Raw genomic sequence first — 14,424 nt, 5'->3', positions numbered from 1 at the left:
CCTTAAACTTTTTCGCCGCGAGCACGGATATCTGTAAGTACCGCGTCGATGCCTTTTTTATCGATAATACGCATACCTTTAGTAGTAGTGCGTAGTGTTACAAAACGTTTTTCACTTTCAACCCAAAAACGGTGTGTTTGTAGGTTAGGTAGGAAACGACGTCTAGTCGCGTTTCTCGCGTGTGAACGGTGATTACCAACCGTTGGACGCTTACCTGTAACTTGACATACTTTAGACATGTCTATATATCTCCAATAACTTCGCTCGAGCTTAATTTAACCTAAGGCCATGTATTTGTGCCCTAGATAAATCGAAGGGCGCTCTTTATACAGCTTTTACAGGCAAAGATCAAATACTGATCTATCCAACCAGCTCATATGTAAATTTGATAGCGGCTAATTATAAAGATCGAATGCCCTTAGGGAAAGTAAAAACTGCATTTAAATTAAACTAATTTGCTAAAACCGTCCAAACCGCTCATTTTTAACACACTTATTCATCAAGCAACCTTAAATCAAGCCTCGCTGTGCAAAAGAAACACACGTTTCTCCTCCTACAATGATGTGATCAAGCACATTTATGTCTACTAATTGCAGTGCTTGTTGTAATTTATTAGTGATAAGTTTGTCTGCTTGGCTTGGTTCGGCAATCCCGCTTGGGTGATTGTGTGCCAAAATAATGGCCGCAGCATTATTTTTTAAGGCCGCTTTTAGAACTTCTCTGGGGTAAACGCTGGCTGAGTTTATCGTGCCATAAAACAAAATTTCGTCTTTTACTAAACGGTTTTGGCTATCGAGATAAAGCACCATAAACACTTCTTGCTGTAGCCCGCGCATTTGCAGCGTTAAATATTCATACACCGCATTTGGCGAATTAAACACCGCATCGCGCTGGCAACGCTCCTGCATGTAACGCTGACTCAGCTCGAGCACCGCTTGCAATTGCACATATTTTGCCATCCCTAACCCTTTTTGTGCGCAAAACTCATCTTGGCTGGCGTTAAATAAATTATGCAATGTTTTGTTTTCGTTAAGCAGGTGCTGTGCAAGCTCAATCACATTCATACCGGGTAAGCCCGTACGCAAAAATATCGCTAATAACTCAGCATCGGTCAATGCTTTAGGGCCTTTTTCAATGAGTTTTTCGCGTGGGCGAAGTGAGTTAGGTAACGATGTTAATTGCATTATTCATCCTTGATGATTAAAAAACAGTCTTATAACTGTAATGCAATTTTTAAAATTAGCCTGATTATTTAATCCTAAAAACTTAGCTCAAAGCACAAAGATTTGTTATTTTAGCCTGCATATACACTCAAGCAAAAAACACTCATGACTAACTTAACAAACAAAAAAATCGTACTTGGTATCACCGGCGGCATCGCAGCCTATAAATGTGCCGAGCTCGTTAGGCGCTTAAAAGAGGCAGGTTGCGAAGTAAAAGTAGTTATGAGCGAGTCAGCTAAGCATTTTATAACCCCATTAACCATGCAAGCGGTGAGTGGTGAAATGGTGTCTGATTCATTACTTGACCCCTCAGCAGAGGCCGCAATGGGCCACATAGAATTTGCCAAATGGGCTGATTTAATTTTGGTCGCGCCTGCAACGAGTAATACCATTGCCAAAATGGCCGCAGGCATAGCCGATGATTTACTTACCACACTATTACTGGCAACCCCTGCTAAAGTGGCAATAGCCCCAGCAATGAACCAGCAAATGTATGCACACCCTGCAACACAAGCAAATTTAACCACTTTAAAAGCACGTGACGTACTTATTTGGGGCCCAGGCAAAGGCGAGCAAGCCTGTGGCGATGTAGGAGCTGGGCGCATGCTAGAGCCGCATGAGCTTGTGGCTTTGTGCACTGCTACAGATCAGCCGCAATTATTAGCAGGTAAAACCATTACAATTACGGCAGGGCCAACCCGCGAGCCGCTTGACCCTGTGCGTTTTATCTCTAATCACAGCTCAGGAAAAATGGGCTTTGCCCTGGCTGAGGCCGCTTTAAAGCTTGGTGCTCATGTCAATTTAATTTCAGGGCCTGTCACTATCAAAGCCCCTGTTGGCGTTAATTTAATAAACATTGAAAGCGCTGAGCAGCTATTAAATGAGTCATTAACCTATGCCCCACTCTCTGATGCTTTTATTGGTTGTGCAGCCGTAGCCGATTATAGAGCGGCTAATGTAGCGACTCAAAAAATGAAAAAACAAGGCGATGAGCTTACCCTCACCCTTGTTAAAAACCCCGATGTAATAGCCGCCGTGGCAAACTTAACGCAAAACCGCCCTTACACTGTGGGTTTTGCTGCTGAAACGCAAAATGTAGAGAGCTATGCAAAGGGTAAACTTAAAAATAAAAATCTCGATATGATCTGCGCTAACGATGTATCGCAAAGTGGTTTAGGGTTTAATTCAGATCACAATGCTTTAACACTTTACTGGCAAAATGAGCAGTTAGCACTGGCGGTAAATAGTAAAACACGCATTGCTCTTGAGGTAATTAAACAACTTGCCAAGCAACTATAAAGTGCTGGAAACAAACTGAATAAAACATTAACATAAGCCACTCATTTGAACGAAAAATGATTAGCAGCTAAAAATAACAAATAAAAAAGGAAGGTTCATGCCTGCGACAAAAAGAAGTAATCGCAAAGAGCAAATACTGCAAGCCCTCGCGCAAATGTTAGAAACCAGCCCAGGACAACGGATTACAACTGCAAAGCTTGCTGCTGAAGTGGGCGTGTCTGAAGCTGCGCTTTACCGTCACTTTCCAAGTAAAGCACGTATGTTTGAAGGCCTAATAGAGTTTATCGAAGACACGCTTTTATCGCGCATTAACCTTATTTTAGAAAACGAAAAAGAAAGCCAAACACGCGTTTATAATATTTTGTTGTTGCTACTAACGTTTGCAGAAAAAAACCCAGGTATTACACGCATACTTACCGGCGACGCCCTACAAGGCGAGCAAGAGCGTTTACGCGAACGTGTACAAGGGCTATTCGAAAAGCTAGAAACGCAATTTAAACAAGTACTGCGCGAGCGAAAACTTCGTGAAGGTAAAACCTTTCAAAGTGACGAACTCACCCTTGCTAACTTTTTACTAGCCTATGTTGAAGGTAAAATGAACCAGTTTGTGCGCAGCGACTTTAAAGTAAAGCCAAGTTCGCAATTTGAAAAACAATGGCCAGAACTACAAAAAATTTGGTTATAACCTTACTTTATTATTTTACCGTTAGCGCTAGTTTTTCGCGCTAACGTTAACCCTTTCGTCCCTTTTCTTATACCGCTTATCTGATCCGCTCGAAATATAAACCAAACTCGCTACAATACTTATTACATTAAAAGTACTGTGAAAAACGAGAATCAATAATGAAAACAACGCTCACCCTTTTAAGCTCAGCACTGCTTGCAAGCTTAGCGAGCCCGGCTGCTTGGGCTCAAAAGCCGTTAGAATTTAAAGACGTATTCGATTTTAAGTACGCAAAAAACACCCAACTTTCAGATGATGGTAAAATCCTCAGCTTTAGCGCTAAACCCTACCGTGGCAATGCAAATGGGCAAGTTTATGACTTAACAACAAACACCCTCATTAGCACCGTGGAGCGCGGCACTAAGCCCGTTATTAACAAAGCGGCTAATTGGGTGGCATTTACACAAGTACCCACCCTGCTTGAGCAAGAGACCAGCGAGAAAAAGTCATCACTTAAAAACAACCTCACTTTAGTCAATACCCAAACCGGCGAAAAACAGCAATTTGCTGACGTAAAAGACTATGTTTTAGGTAACAATGGCCAGTGGCTTGCTTATCGAGTTGATAAAAAAGCAGAAAAAGACACACCTGCTGAAGATAACAGCGAAGAAAAAAGCGCTATCACACCAGATAAAAAAGATAAAAGCTTTGAGCTAGTAATAATAAACTTAAAAAACAGCACTACCCACAGCTTAAATAATGTATTTAGTTATGCGCTAAGCCCAAGTGGCGCACAGCTACTTGCCAGCCAAAGCTTTAGTGATGGCAACAACAATCAGCTTGTACTGCTTGAACTTAATAATAACTTTGCGCAAAGCGTATTAATTGATGAGCCAGGCGTGGTTGCACAATCAATTAGTTGGCACCCTGATAAAGAAATAGCCGCATTTAACCTCGGTAACTACGTAAACGATGATGAGCGTCGCAGACAATACTCTCTAAAGCTTTGGCAAAATAACACCCTTAGCACTATTGACTCCCCTAATAAAGAGTGGGTAATAGGTAAAACAGCATCGATTAGCTGGTCTGAAAATGGCGAGCGCTTATATTTTGAAAACCACCCCAAACTGGCCGCTAAAATAAAAATAAAAGAGTACACCGACGAAGCATCACTGTATGACTTTGACACGATTCGTGAACATAAAGCGCTAAACGTGTGGCACAACAACGATGCCCAAATAAAACCACGAGAAGAACAACAGTGGAACAAGGTTAATAAAAACCGCCATTACAGCGCTGTTTTTCATTTAAAAAGCCAAAAAGCAGTACAACTAAGCAATGAAAAAGTCAGCGATTTAGCGCTTAACACTAATCGTAGCCAAAGTGTATTAGGCTATTCTAACCAAGCCCACCTAGAAAAAATTATGTACGGTGGCTTTTTTGCCGACTACTACAGCATAAACATTAATACCGGTGAGCAAACTCCCATTATTAAAAATTCACCGTTTACACCAAGCCTTGCACCTAATGGGCGCTACGCAGCCTACTTTGCACAAAGCCAAGTACAACTTAAAGATTTAAAAACCAACAAAGTTACCGCCCTTAGCAAAGCTATTAATGCCACGTTTGCCGATGACAAACACGACTATCCATCACCGCAACCTGGCTATGGATTTGCAGGTTGGTTAAATAACAGCAGCCAAGTATTGGTTTATAGCAAATACGATATTTGGGCGTTTGATGTCAACACTCAACGCGCTGAGCGTTTAACTAATGGTAAACCAAGCAATACGCAATATCGCGTTATTAAGCTTGATAAAAACCAAGTAGGCTTTGCCCAAAACGATACATTACTTGTATCAGCCGTTAACTTACAATCAAAGCAACGTGAAGTAGCCAAGCTTGATTTAGCCTCACAAACGGTTACTAATGTACTGAGTGGCAAAAAACGTATTGATGTAGTTAAAAAAGCAAAACATGCCGATAAATACCTATTTACCGAGCAAACCTATCATCAGTTTCCTGATTACTACCAAAGCGACTTTAGCTTTACAGCGCCTAAAAAAGTTACCAACTTAAACCCACAAATGGCGGATTTTTCCTGGGGCGAAAAGCCTGAGCTAATTAGCTACAAAGGCTTTGATGGCGAAGACCTACAAGGGGTATTAATTAAACCTGCAGGTTACAAAAAAGGCGATAAAGTGCCCGTTGTTGTGTATTTTTACCGCTATATGAGCCAGCGCATGTATGACTTTCCTAAAATGGAGCTAAATCATCGTCCTAACTTCCCTATGTTTACCTCAAACGGTTATGCGGTATTTTTACCTGACATTCGCTTTGAAATAGGCCACCCAGGTAAATCGTCAACGCAAACCATGATAAACGCTACCCAAAAATTAATAGATTTAGGCATAGCCGACCCAGATAAAATAGGTTTACAAGGTCACTCTTGGGCAGGTTATCAAAGTGCGTTTATGATCACCCAAACAGATATGTTTAAAGCGGTTGTATCGGGCGCGCCGGTATCAAACATGACCAGTGCATACAGCGGCATACGTTTAAAGTCGGGCCTTGCGCGTCAATTTCAGTACGAAACAGGGCAAAGCCGCATAGGTAAAAATTTATTTGAAGCACCCGAGCTATACATCGAAAACTCACCAGTGTTTTTTGCCGATAAAGTAAATACCCCTATTTTAATTATGTTTGGAGACAAAGACGACGCAGTGCCTTGGCACGAAGGCGTGCAATATTACTTAGCCCTGCGCCGTGCGGGTAAAGACGCCACCTTTTTACAATACGAAGGTGAACCACATCATTTGAAAAAGTTTCCTAATCAGGTCGATTTTTCAGTGCGTATGATGCAGTACTTTGACCATTACTTAAAAGGCAAGCCAGCCGCTAAGTGGATGACAGAAGGTGAACCGTTCGTTGAAGAGTAAAACCCATTCGCAATAACACTTAGTTAAGAATTTGGTTTAAATACTAAAAAGCCGATATTGTATAAATCAATATCGGCTTTTTGTTTTAAAATTTCTATTATTAAGCTACAAACACAGCTCTCTAAATGGCAAAGTGGCTGCACCAATGGAGACCGGAAAGTTATTAATGTTTGAGACCACCAGCTTAGGCATCGGGCGTTTAGCACCGCGTCTAAATTGTGCGTAAACCTCAGTACGCGCTATTACTTTTTCGGCCAGCTCTTTAGGTATATGGCCGCCAATAATAATGGCTTCTGCATCTAATAGCGCCGAGCAACAAGTTGCTACTAAATCAAACGAGTCTTGAACTTTAAATAGCCACTCTTCTACGCCTGGCCATTCTGGGTCAAAGTTATCGTGCAAGTCGTAAATTGAATCAACCGCTACACCATTTTTTTTCAAAATACGCTTTAGTAACTCTAAATTGGGATGAGCGTATAACTTTGGCGGTAACATATCGCCAAGCTCGCCAGCATTACCGTAAGTACCACGCAATACATCGCCGTTATTTACGATTCCGCCTCCAAATGCCGCCGAGACAAACATATAAACAAAGTTTTTATACTCGCGGCCTATACCTGCAACCCCCTCGCCAGCGGCGGCGCCTGTAGCGTCATTCACCACCCACGTAGGGAGTTGAAAATGCTTAGAGACAATATCGATAATATCAACCTGCGACCACTCCTCTAGCATATGGTGGGTATTCATTTTCCCGTCCATAGAGCTAAAAAAGCCCGATATACCCACGCCCATTCCCAGTACTTTTTCGCTCGCAATGTTATGCTCTGCGCTTATATCGTCCACCAGCTTTTGCGCACTTTTAAGTACGTTATTAATACTCATGTCTGACATAAGCTGCATATGGGTGTAAATAACTTTGCCGGTAAAATCCATGACTGCTACAGAAATAGCATCAAGCAAAATAGCTAAACCAAAGGTAAAGCCGTATTCGGGGTTAAGCGCAATACCAAACCCAGGCTTACCCTTTTTATTAGGGATAAGCGTATCGGTTTGCATTATTACGCCATGCTGAGTTAACGATTTAAGTAAACGCGAGACAGTTTGCTGCGGAATTCGGGTGGCGCTCACAATATGGCTTTGTGTTACGCACTGCTCCCAAAACACCACTTTAATAATATCACGTTCAATGTCTTGAAAAAGTTTGTCGCCTTTTCCAAGCTCAAATCCTGAGCGTAATAAGTTACTGTTATTTAGCGAAAACATAGCTATTAACCCTAATAAAATTGGAGCACAAGGTTACGTTAAACCACTTTAAAGAACAAGTAGGCGAGCGCGCCTACTCAATCACTATCACTCTAAAATCGTTAACGTTAGTATTGGTTGGCCCAGTAATAATTAAATCATCAATGGCTTTAAAAAACTGATGGCTATTATGGCCTTCTAACTGAGCGTGTAAGTTTTCGCCAGCATCAAGTGCGCGCGCAATCGTGCTGCTATTTATATACGCACCGGCAACGTCTTTACTGCCATCTACACCATCGGTATCACACGCTATGGCATAAATACCCGCCTCGGCGTTAAGCGCCTCAGCCAATGCCATTAAGTACTCTTGATTAGGGCCGCCATCACCATAAACATCGGCTACCGTTACTGTAAGCTCACCGCCAGAGAACAACATAACGCGCTTACCTTGCGCTTTTTGCTCAAGGGCAATTTTAGCATGTGCGCGGGCAACCTCTTTTGCCTCACCTTGAATGTCGTACCCAAGTACTTGCGTATCCCAGCCTTGGTGCTGCGCTACATCAATAGCACTGTCAATCGCGTGCTGGGCATTAGCTACAATAAAGTGTTTGCCTTGAGTATCAGCTGCGCGTGGTTGCTCAGGCTTTAATAAATGCGCTTCAATTTCGTTAATAACCGGCCAGTTGTACTTTTGTAAAATAGCCAGCGCATCGGCTTTAGTGCTGTTATCGCTAATTGTGGGGCCTGATGCAATGTCACTTGGCTTATCCCCTACTACATCCGAAATAATCAGCGTGACATAATCCGATTTAGCCGCTTGTGCTAACTTACCGCCTTTAACAAGCGAGAGCTGTTTGCGCACAACGTTAATTTCATCAACGCTTGCACCGCTTTTAAGTAAAAACTGATTAAGCGCCTGCTTTTGCTCAAACGGTACATCTTCTACCGGCAGACACATAAGCGACGAGCCGCCGCCTGATATAATAAACAAAATAGGAATATCGGCCGGGTTATTTTTTACAAGCGCCAATAACTCTTTACCTGCTGCTAAGCTGTTATCATCTGGCGTTGGGTGATTAGCACTAAGTACTTTAATGCGCCCAGTATCGCCGGCACTTTCGTAGCCGTAACGTGTCACTACCGCACCAAAGCATTTATCACCATAAAAACGGTTAACCTCTGCGGCCATTTCGGCGGCGGCCTTACCGGCGCCCACCACACATAAACCATTACTGGCATCTATATTTTCCAAGTACTTGCTCATACACGCACTGGGTTTACAGGCATTTACCGCCGTGGTAAATAAATCGATTAAAAATGACTTTTTAGAATCCATGGGTTAACGCTCACGAAAAAATTGATGGAATAGCAAGGCAAATTAATACCATCACAACAAACATGCTAAGCAGCATAACGATATCTTTACCGGTTAAAATTGAGTTTGAGATAGTCTCAGCGTTTTGCGCTTTAGCAACCTCGTTTACTTCGCGTGGAATCGCAATGCTTGTCGTAAGGGTAATCACCGCTGTAGCCACAAAGCCAATAAAGTTCCACCAAAACCAAAATACGTCTGGCGCAAATACCGACACCAACAAGTTAATTAACACACCACTAATTAAGCCTATGTTTGCATGCAGCGCAGCACTGCGCTTACTAACTACGGCAATTAAAAATACCGCCAGTATTGGGCCATAAAATAACGAGCCTACTTTGTTAATGGCTTCAATAATAGTAGGTGCGATATCACCAGCATAAAGCGATAAAATTAACGTAATTGCACCCCAAATAAGCCCTAAGTATTTAGCCAATTTTAAGTAGGTTGGTTGGTCTAGCTCTTTATTTGAAATACGGCTGTAGTCTTCAATACTTACCGCCGAAAGCGAGTTAATAGCTGAGCTAAGTGATGACATAGCCGCAGATAAAATGGCCACCACTAATAAACCAATTAAGCCATGTGGTAAGTAATCTAAAATAAAGATTGGCATCATCCAATCTGGGTTATCCGCTGGAATTTTGGCTAAAAACTCAGGGTTACTCATAGCCAGCGTGCCTACAATTAAGCCCGACACACAATATAAAATAGTAATAGGAAAACGCACTACGCCGTTGGCTAAAATCATGTAGCGTAAGTTTTTAGGATCTTTTGCACTAAGTGCACGTTGCGCTTGTGTTTGGTCACACCCATAGTAAGAGGCGTAAAGCACCACACCACCAAAAATCATAGGTAAAAAACCAAAGCCATCACCACTAAATCCAAACGAATCAAATTTTATGGCTTCTAATCGGCTCGAATCAACATTAGCAATAAAGGTATCAACCCCACCTAAGTGATAAAGTCCAAAGCCAATACAAGCAATAGTACCCAGTACAATGATGATCATTTGAATTGCATCACCATACACCACGGCTTTCATACCGCCTTGCAGTGAATATAACACCGTGATCACGCCGGTAAGCACAATGGCCTGCCATGCTTCTATGCCCATGGTGCCTTGGAGAATAAGCGATACCGCATAAATCATAATGCCGGTGGCAAATGCGCGGCTAAACTGAAACACCACACTAATAAGCACACGGGTAGAACGACCAAAGCGCATTTCTAAGTAATCATAAATACTTACAATGCCGCTTTTATAAAGCTTAGGTAAAATAGTCGCTAAAATTAAAATCATCGCCAGCGGCACACCTAACTCATACGAGAGCCATTGCATACCACCGCCTTCACGCAAACCAACAAATGCAGGAGCCGAAATAAAGCTAATAGCCGAAAGCTGAGTGGCCATTACCGACAAAGCTAAAGGTTTCCACCCTAAGCTTTTGCCTCCTAAAAAGTAATCACTTTTATTGGTTTGTTCGCGTAGCATAAACCCCATTACCAATAAGGCACCAAGGTAAAGAGCAACTATTGAAAAATCTAATATATTCATAATTATTTCGCGTATTCACATTAAGAAAACACAGCGCCTTCTCAAAAATAAAAAACTAAACAGCTATATGCTTACTTCTAAAACAGTCCCTAAAAACAAGCCTATCGCTAACTTAGCTGAAAAATGCATCACAATGCAAAAAGCCTATTAACCCCAAAACAGGTTAATAGGCGTAAAGCATTTATTTAAAAGTCGTATTTGACTCTAAATGTAACGCGTCGTGGGAGAATTGGACGGCCTACAAAGTAAGGATTGTCTGACGTTTGGCTATTACCTAAACGCGGCGAGCCTTCGGTAACACCATCAGAGTCAAACAAATTAAATACCCCTACGCTTAAACGTACGGTTTGCTCTGGGGCGATTTGCCAGTTATAACCCGCATCAAATCTAAACAAGTGGAATGAATCAAGCTCTACAGAGTTTGCATCGTTAGCAAAGTTTTTACCTGTAAAGTTATGATACAAAGCAGCATCCCAATTATCTGCGGTGTAGCTTATAGAAGAGTTAAATAATACTTTTGGTTTACGACGTAACTCGTTACCAATAATAGAAGGGTCTGAGTCAAACTCAGTAAATTCGTGGTCAGTGTAAGTCATGTTGGCATCAACCGCCCACTCGTCGGTAATATCGTAGCGACCAGTAAGCTCCACACCCGTTGCTTTGGTTGATTGCATAACAGGCAGCTCTAATACCCCACCGTTGCCATCGTTAACAAAGTCTACGCTGCGTCTGTCTTTTAAGTCGGTTCTAAATAACGCGATGCTACCGCTAAAGTCGTTATCAAAAAACTTAATACCAAGCTCGCCTTGTTCAACAATTTCGGCTTCGTAGCTGGCAGGCTCACCTAAATCATTAAACTGAATTCCTCTAATTTCTGGGAAGAAAAACCCGCGAGATGCATTCGCGTATACGTTTAAGTTATCGGTTAAGCGGTATAAGGCTGCACCCGATACCGCAAATTCAGAGGTGTCTACTTCGCCGTAGGTCATTACACCACTGCCTGTGGTGTTTACCTGTAAATTAGGCGCAAGTGATGGATCATCAGAAATTTGTACAACTTGGCTGCCTTCACGGCTAATTTTGCCGTCAATTTCTTCATAACGTACACCAAAGTCGATAATCCAATCATCGCTTTCCATTTGGTCCGCTATATAAAGCGCACGGCGGGTAGCGCTAATTGTTTGGTTGGTGTAAGAAATACCTGGGCCACTAATACCATTTTGTGTGTACTGAACAACATCACCATCGGCATTGGTGTACGTTAAATCAACCAGTTCTGGGTTATTGTTAAATTCCCCCAAGTAGGTCGTAATAACGTTATCGTCATCGGCTTCACTGTGAGAGAAAAACGTACCTACGGTAATATCGTGGCTAAAATCGCCAACAAAAATACTTTTAACAATATTAAATTCGGCAGAAAAATCCTCTGCTGGGCGGTCTCTATCTAAAATACGGTTAGCAAATAATAAGTCATCGCTTGCCAGTGCCAGCCCCGATGCAGTGTAAGTAAACGCTGCATCGCTTACATCACTTAAGCCACGGTTAGCTAAAAACTCTTCTTGGCTCTCAGGTACATTAATAATACCGTCGCCATCTAAAAATAGATTAAATTCGTGTTGGTACTTTGCGTATTTACTGCGCATGTTAATAGCAAAATCGTTAGCGAGCTCTTTTTCAAACACCACTGAAATAGAGCCACCTTTAGTTACCACCCCATCGCTAATTGGCGATTCATAACGACCATTGGCAGTATCGTAGGACAGGTTAGACACATTAGCAGTTTGTAATGACTCCACTTCGCGTCCATCGTTACCAGTTAAGCGTTCGCGGCTGTCGCCATCAAGTGGAATAGGCAGGTAAAACTGTGCTTGGTCGTCAATGTATTGGCCATACACAGTAAATGAGCCAGAGCCGTCATCAAATTCTTTACGAATATTACCGCGCAGCTGAGTGCCTTTAGTCTCAAGCCCTGTATCTAACGGGCCTTCATCGTAACGGTAAAAGCCCGACAGCGCATAATAAAGGCCATCTTCGTTTAGCGGCCCGCTTGTAGCAAAATCTAAACGGGTACGGCCCTGATCAGAAAGCTCCATTTGCACAGTACTTTGCGGATCATCGCTGCCCGTTTTAGAAATATAGTTAATAATACCCGCTACAGAGCCTTGGCCAAATAAATTAGACACACCGCCACGCACAAATTCTACACGCTCAATACCTAAGTCGTTTCGGTAGTACACATCAAACGCCGATGAGTTTAAGCCAAAAACACTCAAACTAGGTGAACCGTCGTACGACAATGGCGTAAACTGAAACTGACCCGATGAAGGTAAGCCTCTTACTTGTAGGTTTGTTCCAACCTCACCACCGCCCCCTTCTACTTTAATACCTGGGATATAACGTAATACATCTGCTTGGCTGCTTGATGAAAGCTTTATTAATTCATCTTCGCTAATAGAGGTTACTGACTGTGGGGTATCTGAAATAACGCGTCCTTTGCTGGTACCAGAGACGATAATACGTTCAACGTTATTTTCTTTTTTTGCTGTATCTGGCGCAGTCTCTTCTGCGGCAAACGCGCCTTGTGTGAGGCATAAAGATACAATAGAGGCGATCGTAGTTTTATTCACGGGTATTCTCCAATTGTGCTAGTTGTCTGTGTGTAATTACTTAGAGTGTGGCTAAGTAAGTGCGAAATACTCAAGTATACATGTTAGTTTTTTGTTACTTCGAACAGGATTTAAGCACAGAAAAAAAACATTTACAACCCATAATGAGTGCTTTAATATTATCCAAATTGAAAATAACACACAAAGAGCACCCAATATGACTAATACAATCAACGGTAAACTTGATGCAGCCACAGCGGCATCGCTTACAGAACTTGCTACTAAAACACTTATAGCAAACGATTTAGGTGGCTATACCGTCCCTACGCATGGCCTTTACCCGTTTCAGTGGAACTGGGATTCAGCGATTACAGCCTTAGGGTGGATGAAGTCTGACGAGAGCCGTGCGTGGCAAGAAATTGATGTGTTATTTTCAGGCCAGTGGGATGATGGCATGGTGCCACATATCTTATTTCATAAGGATTCAACTACCTACTTCCCTGGTCCAGATGTGTGGGGCTCTGATAAAAAAATTAAAAGTACGTCTATTTCGCAGCCACCGGTTGTGGCAACAGTAATGAAAGAAATGCTTGCCAGCGCACAAGATAAAACCCTTGCAGAGCAAAAAGTTAAAGCATTATTTTCTCAAGTTGTTGATTACCATTTATGGTGGTACAACGACCGCGATCCTGAAAATACAGGCTTAGTGGTCACTTATCATCCGTGGGAATCGGGTATGGATAACAGCCCATCGTGGGATGATGCCCTTGAAGCTGTACCTGGTGTTGATTGGGAATACACCCGCCGCGACACCAGCCATGTTGATTCGTCGCAGCGCCCGCATAAAAGCGAGTATGACCGTTTCTTATACCTAGTAGACTTTTTTAAACGTAACAATTTTGATAGCAAAGTAATTTACGAAACCTGCCCGTACAAAATGAACGACCTAGGTATTATTGCTATTTTGCACCGTGCGACAAAAGATTTACTCAAAATGGGTGAGCAACTCGGTTTAAACGATGCACGTACCGATTATTTAGCACAGCGTCTAGAACTAACTCAAACAGCAATTAACACGTTATGGTGTGAGCAAAGCGAATACTTTTACTGTAAAAATGTGTTAACCAACAGCCTAGCTAAAGTTAAAACATCGGCGGCACTACTAACCGTTTATGCTGGTTTAACAACTGACGAGCAAACGCGTATTATTAATACCGCGACAGAAGATTTTATTGAGTCGAGTCAATTTAGTGTGGCATCTACCCACCCTAAAGAAGATAAATACGAGCCACAGCGTTACTGGCGCGGCCCTATTTGGTTACACATTAACTGGATGATAGCCATCGGCCTTAAAGAAGCAGGGTTTGTGACCACGGCTGATAAAATTCAGGACGACACGCGCGATTTAGTGCTTAAATCGGGTTACTACGAATATTTTAACCCAGAAACAGGCGCCGGCTGTGGTGGTAAAGATTTCTCATGGACAGCCGCTATTGCGCTGCATTGGCTACTTGATTAATAACT

The 14,424-nt window shown here is 42.3% G+C and carries 10 protein-coding genes; 4 read left to right on the top strand and 6 right to left on the bottom strand.

Annotated elements, in window-relative coordinates; all coding sequences use genetic code 11:
• Nucleotides 1–2 precede the first annotated feature (2 nt).
• Both rpmB and radC read right to left on the bottom strand, forming a co-directional pair.
• Nucleotides 3–239, bottom strand: a complete 237-nt coding sequence (rpmB, locus tag CWB60_RS10450; protein WP_004587946.1) for a 50S ribosomal protein L28 — start codon at nucleotides 237–239, stop codon at nucleotides 3–5.
• Between the two features lie 270 nt (nucleotides 240–509).
• Nucleotides 510–1,184, bottom strand: coding sequence for a RadC family protein (gene radC, locus CWB60_RS10445; RefSeq protein WP_054982295.1), 675 nt, complete (start codon nucleotides 1,182–1,184; stop codon nucleotides 510–512).
• A 144-nt stretch (nucleotides 1,185–1,328) separates the two neighbouring features.
• Between radC and coaBC the strand changes: the two genes are divergently transcribed.
• The 3 genes from coaBC to CWB60_RS10430 all read left to right on the top strand — a co-directional run bounded on the left by coaBC (nucleotide 1,329) and on the right by CWB60_RS10430 (nucleotide 6,125).
• Nucleotides 1,329–2,522 (top strand): bifunctional phosphopantothenoylcysteine decarboxylase/phosphopantothenate--cysteine ligase CoaBC, encoded by a 1,194-nt coding sequence (gene coaBC / locus CWB60_RS10440; RefSeq protein WP_138577868.1) that lies wholly within the window; start codon nucleotides 1,329–1,331, stop codon nucleotides 2,520–2,522.
• 97 nt (nucleotides 2,523–2,619) lie between these two features.
• Nucleotides 2,620–3,207, top strand: a complete 588-nt coding sequence (slmA, locus tag CWB60_RS10435; protein ID WP_004587943.1) for a nucleoid occlusion factor SlmA — start codon at nucleotides 2,620–2,622, stop codon at nucleotides 3,205–3,207.
• Nucleotides 3,208–3,365: 158 nt separating this feature from the next.
• Nucleotides 3,366–6,125, top strand: coding sequence for a S9 family peptidase (locus tag CWB60_RS10430; protein ID WP_138577870.1), 2,760 nt, complete (start codon nucleotides 3,366–3,368; stop codon nucleotides 6,123–6,125).
• Between the two features lie 105 nt (nucleotides 6,126–6,230).
• On the opposite strand, the gene CWB60_RS10425 is transcribed toward CWB60_RS10430, so the two are convergent.
• The 4 genes from CWB60_RS10425 to CWB60_RS10410 form a co-directional block, all read right to left on the bottom strand.
• Nucleotides 6,231–7,388: an ROK family transcriptional regulator gene (locus CWB60_RS10425; protein WP_024031368.1), complete on the bottom strand. Its 1,158-nt coding sequence runs from the start codon at nucleotides 7,386–7,388 to the stop codon at nucleotides 6,231–6,233.
• A 73-nt stretch (nucleotides 7,389–7,461) separates the two neighbouring features.
• Nucleotides 7,462–8,703: a glycerate kinase type-2 family protein gene (locus CWB60_RS10420; RefSeq protein WP_138577872.1), complete on the bottom strand. Its 1,242-nt coding sequence runs from the start codon at nucleotides 8,701–8,703 to the stop codon at nucleotides 7,462–7,464.
• 10 nt (nucleotides 8,704–8,713) lie between these two features.
• Nucleotides 8,714–10,294, bottom strand: a complete 1,581-nt coding sequence (locus CWB60_RS10415) for a sodium:solute symporter family protein (RefSeq protein ID WP_054982291.1) — start codon at nucleotides 10,292–10,294, stop codon at nucleotides 8,714–8,716.
• A 185-nt stretch (nucleotides 10,295–10,479) separates the two neighbouring features.
• The gene (locus tag CWB60_RS10410; protein ID WP_138577874.1) at nucleotides 10,480–12,921 is read right to left on the bottom strand and encodes a TonB-dependent receptor; all 2,442 of its coding nucleotides are present in this window, start codon (nucleotides 12,919–12,921) and stop codon (nucleotides 10,480–10,482) included.
• A 196-nt stretch (nucleotides 12,922–13,117) separates the two neighbouring features.
• Here CWB60_RS10410 and CWB60_RS10405 point away from each other — a divergent pair, with 196 nt between their 5' ends.
• Nucleotides 13,118–14,419, top strand: a complete 1,302-nt coding sequence (locus CWB60_RS10405; RefSeq protein WP_138577876.1) for an MGH1-like glycoside hydrolase domain-containing protein — start codon at nucleotides 13,118–13,120, stop codon at nucleotides 14,417–14,419.
• Nucleotides 14,420–14,424: the final 5 nt, after the last annotated feature.

It is taken from the genome of Pseudoalteromonas sp. S327, assembly GCF_005886415.1.
In the GTDB taxonomy this organism is placed as follows: domain Bacteria; phylum Pseudomonadota; class Gammaproteobacteria; order Enterobacterales; family Alteromonadaceae; genus Pseudoalteromonas; species Pseudoalteromonas atlantica.
The sequence above is the reverse complement of the archived record's forward strand: the minus strand, read 5'-3'. Positions and strand labels throughout refer to the sequence as shown.

Bases quoted from the DNA above. Each gene is read 5' to 3' on its own strand.
- rpmB (WP_004587946.1), bottom strand. From the start codon at position 239: ATGTCTAAAGTATGTCAAGTTACAGGTAAGCGTCCAACGGTTGGTAAT.
- radC (WP_054982295.1), bottom strand. From the start codon at position 1,184: ATGCAATTAACATCGTTACCTAACTCACTTCGCCCACGCGAAAAACTC.
- coaBC (WP_138577868.1), top strand. From the start codon at position 1,329: ATGACTAACTTAACAAACAAAAAAATCGTACTTGGTATCACCGGCGGC.
- slmA (WP_004587943.1), top strand. From the start codon at position 2,620: ATGCCTGCGACAAAAAGAAGTAATCGCAAAGAGCAAATACTGCAAGCC.
- CWB60_RS10430 (WP_138577870.1), top strand. From the start codon at position 3,366: ATGAAAACAACGCTCACCCTTTTAAGCTCAGCACTGCTTGCAAGCTTA.
- CWB60_RS10425 (WP_024031368.1), bottom strand. From the start codon at position 7,388: ATGTTTTCGCTAAATAACAGTAACTTATTACGCTCAGGATTTGAGCTT.
- CWB60_RS10420 (WP_138577872.1), bottom strand. From the start codon at position 8,703: ATGGATTCTAAAAAGTCATTTTTAATCGATTTATTTACCACGGCGGTA.
- CWB60_RS10415 (WP_054982291.1), bottom strand. From the start codon at position 10,294: ATGAATATATTAGATTTTTCAATAGTTGCTCTTTACCTTGGTGCCTTA.
- CWB60_RS10405 (WP_138577876.1), top strand. From the start codon at position 13,118: ATGACTAATACAATCAACGGTAAACTTGATGCAGCCACAGCGGCATCG.